5 protein-coding genes are annotated in these 2,778 nt (G+C 52.0%); all 5 read right to left on the reverse strand.

Annotated features, from left to right (window positions below; all coding sequences use genetic code 11):
* Window positions 1–433: hypothetical protein (locus AB4043_RS21450; RefSeq protein ID WP_442308029.1), on the reverse strand; the 433-nt coding region annotated here is incomplete at its 3' end.
* 83 nt (window positions 434–516) lie between these two features.
* Window positions 517–1,053 (reverse strand): thioredoxin family protein, encoded by a 537-nt coding sequence (locus AB4043_RS21455; RefSeq protein ID WP_442298988.1) that lies wholly within the window; start codon window positions 1,051–1,053, stop codon window positions 517–519.
* A gap of 32 nt (window positions 1,054–1,085) precedes the next feature.
* Window positions 1,086–1,523, reverse strand: coding sequence for a hypothetical protein (locus AB4043_RS21460; protein ID WP_442298987.1), 438 nt, complete (start codon window positions 1,521–1,523; stop codon window positions 1,086–1,088).
* 76 nt (window positions 1,524–1,599) lie between these two features.
* Window positions 1,600–2,181 (reverse strand): TetR/AcrR family transcriptional regulator, encoded by a 582-nt coding sequence (locus AB4043_RS21465; RefSeq protein WP_442298986.1) that lies wholly within the window; start codon window positions 2,179–2,181, stop codon window positions 1,600–1,602.
* Window positions 2,182–2,252: 71 nt separating this feature from the next.
* On the reverse strand, window positions 2,253–2,778 hold a 526-nt coding region (locus tag AB4043_RS21470; RefSeq protein ID WP_442298985.1), incomplete at its 5' end, for a hypothetical protein.

A 2,778-nucleotide genomic window follows, 5' to 3' on the forward strand; every position in this document is an offset into this window, starting at 1 on the left:
GGCCGTGATAGCTCCGAACGTCGATATAGGAAATGGTCAGGCTATGTGTGACCTCATGAGACATGTAGTAGACCAGAGTCCGATCATCCATCACCTTGCGCCCTGAATAATTGGTCAAGCGGTTCTGGCTAATGTCGGACGGCCGCAGGAAGATGTTGCGATTGAGGTAAACGTAAGTAAGTCCGCTCGATTTGACGGCAAAGTTCGTAAAGAACGCAAATTCTGCCGCGCTTCCGCAGATAAAGATGCGTTGTTCAACGCTGCGGTCGTAGGCAGGCGATGCTGCAAGTCGTGTTTGCACTTCTTTCAGAAGGAATCCCGCGTTGGGCGGTATCGGGACAGTTGAATACAGGCGAATGTTGTCCTCGCCAACAGAGTATGGAAAAAACGGCTGCGGATAACAAATGACGAGGAGATAGAGAATAAGAAGCATCACAACTGCGCCCAGAAGTGACACTCGTCGAACGAACGTCTTTGTTTGCTTCATAGCGAATAAGTTCACGGGTTAAATTCGTATCAATGAATCACCGTGTTTAGCAGACGCTCGATGCCTTGCCTGCTTGTATCACCGACCGACCGGCCGGCCTCCTGCTTTCCTTTCAAGACGATCAACGTGCTCTGAACCGCCACATGGTAGGCAAGCAGGAGCGCCGTGTCGGTGTCGAAGTTAATCGTGAAGATCGTCAGGTCCTTGTACCTGCTTTGCGCCATCAAGTCCCGGATCACAGGCGCCTGTGCAGCGCAAGTCGGACACCAATCAGCTCGAATATCGAGAAGTATAGGTTTACCTTCGGCGGCAAGCTTGTTGAAATCAGCGGCATTGTAGGGCTTAATCTCGCCCGCAAATGCCGCCCGAGTGCATATTGAGAAGAAAAATAGCGCTGCGAACACAACCACTTTCATGTAACGCCTCTTTCCCTTCCCTGGTGTTTTAAGACGATCTCTTCTGTCTGCTCCGGCGAGAACGGAGTTGATAGCGGCTGCAATCGTGGCAGAGACGCCGCTGTGCAACAGGCCATCACCACCGCGGAGAAAACTGTTTGATGCAATCATGATCAGCTCCTATATCGTTTGCCGTTGCACTGCTACTGGGCCGCAGGAGGTTGTTGCTGGGCGCTCGGACTCATCAGAGCTCTCAGTGGCATCAGGGGCCCGACAGGAATGTACTCGCTATCCATAAGCTTTTGTTTGGCAAATGGCAGTGTTTCCATAATTTCCCGTGCCTCATCTGCGCTCTTCGCATCGACCAGGAAGACGACTCCTTTGCCATCCCCACGCGAATACCACTCCCGGATCTTCCCATCGAGATAAAGTTTGAGGGTCGCCCGGACCTCTAAAGGCAGGACAGCCATTACCTGCTGGAAGGTGACGCCCTGTTTGGGGGACTCGATCACGAGAATAGCGGTAGTGGTAGGAACGGCTATGCTCGGCAGACTAGCAGGAGTCATTGACTGCGATTGCGCCAGGGAGGCTGTCGTCAGCACTCCGAGAAGAATAGTGAGAATAGTGACTATACGTTTCATCCGTTTTACCTTTCAATTCAGTGGAGATATGTAGAACGACAAAGAAGACGATCGTACTCTATGTCGGCAAAAAAAATTATTCGGCGAAGCTCCTTATAAAGAAAGCCCTGGCTTCGTTCAATCTCTGCTCGCGCACCTGACGATCCGAAGTGATTCGAACCATCATCATCACTCCGGCCATACTGGAGAACAAAACTCTGCATTTCGCGAGTCTTTCTTCTCGCGTGGAACCCGAGACGAACGGTAACAACCGTTCTCGATAGGCATCTAACGATGCCTCGACCCTTCTTCGTACGGCCAATGGCTTTCGTGCGAGCTCGGGCCCTAAGGCGGAGACGACACAACCTGTCCCCGGCGAATTCGCATGATGTGTACTCAAATAACGTTCAATCATGGCCCGTAGAGCTTGCCCTTCTGGCGCTGACTCGGCAGCTTCCACCATGCCATTTCCCATTTCCTGCAATGCCCGTGCCACCGCCTCTACGAACAGATCGTCTTTGCTCTCAAAATGCCTATAGAAGCCTCCCTTCGTAAGGCCAACCTTTTTCATGACGGTACCAATGCCGCTGATATCCGCACCGTGCTCACGGAAGGAACGGGCAGCTACCGAAAGGATATTCTCGTGGTTCTTCGCTTTGTGTTCTTGGGAGTACCGCATAACAATAGAGTACGCTCATAATCTATTAAGTCAAATCTGCGCCTAAACGCGCTGGCCGCAGGAAGCCGACTCTATGAGGCGATCATAAGGCCGTCGTCTGAGAGAGCCATCTTACGTTGTGGGCTCAGCATTAAATAAAGTGCGGCGACATGCGTGATAGTCAATAAGGGAACGAAGAGAATTGGGATGGCGTACGCAGCCCCCATCTGTCCTGCTATGGAAGGAAGATTGACCCGGACCGCGTGGTAGTAGGTGAGGATGAGGTCAAGTATTCCAACCAGATTGAAGGTGACGACGAAAAACCAAAAGAGCGGACGAATTCCTGCGGTAACCAACACAAGGATGGCTAAGACTCCGCTAACGAGATCCCAATAGCCGGCGACCGAAGCCAAGCTCAGAGGCAGGTTAGCGCCGACGACTCCGGGAATCATCACAGCGAGCCCGATGAAGCGAAAGCTGTGCAACGTAGCAATTGCGCGTTGTGCAACGGTGCGGTCCATCAATTTGAGCTTCGGTAGGATGTAGGTATTGAAGCAAAGCAGCCATGCAAGGTAACTCATGACAGATTGAACAGCGAAGATGATCGGAGTCGACATG

This window comes from Terriglobus sp. YAF25 (assembly GCF_052113305.1).
Taxonomy (GTDB): domain Bacteria; phylum Acidobacteriota; class Terriglobia; order Terriglobales; family Acidobacteriaceae; genus Terriglobus.

What these genes read in the sequence shown, in the direction of transcription:
- AB4043_RS21465 (WP_442298986.1), bottom strand. Translation starts at nt 2,181, where the DNA reads ATGCGGTACTCCCAAGAACACAAAGCGAAGAACCACGAGAATATCCTT.
- AB4043_RS21455 (WP_442298988.1), bottom strand. Translation starts at nt 1,053, where the DNA reads ATGATTGCATCAAACAGTTTTCTCCGCGGTGGTGATGGCCTGTTGCAC.
- AB4043_RS21460 (WP_442298987.1), bottom strand. Translation starts at nt 1,523, where the DNA reads ATGAAACGTATAGTCACTATTCTCACTATTCTTCTCGGAGTGCTGACG.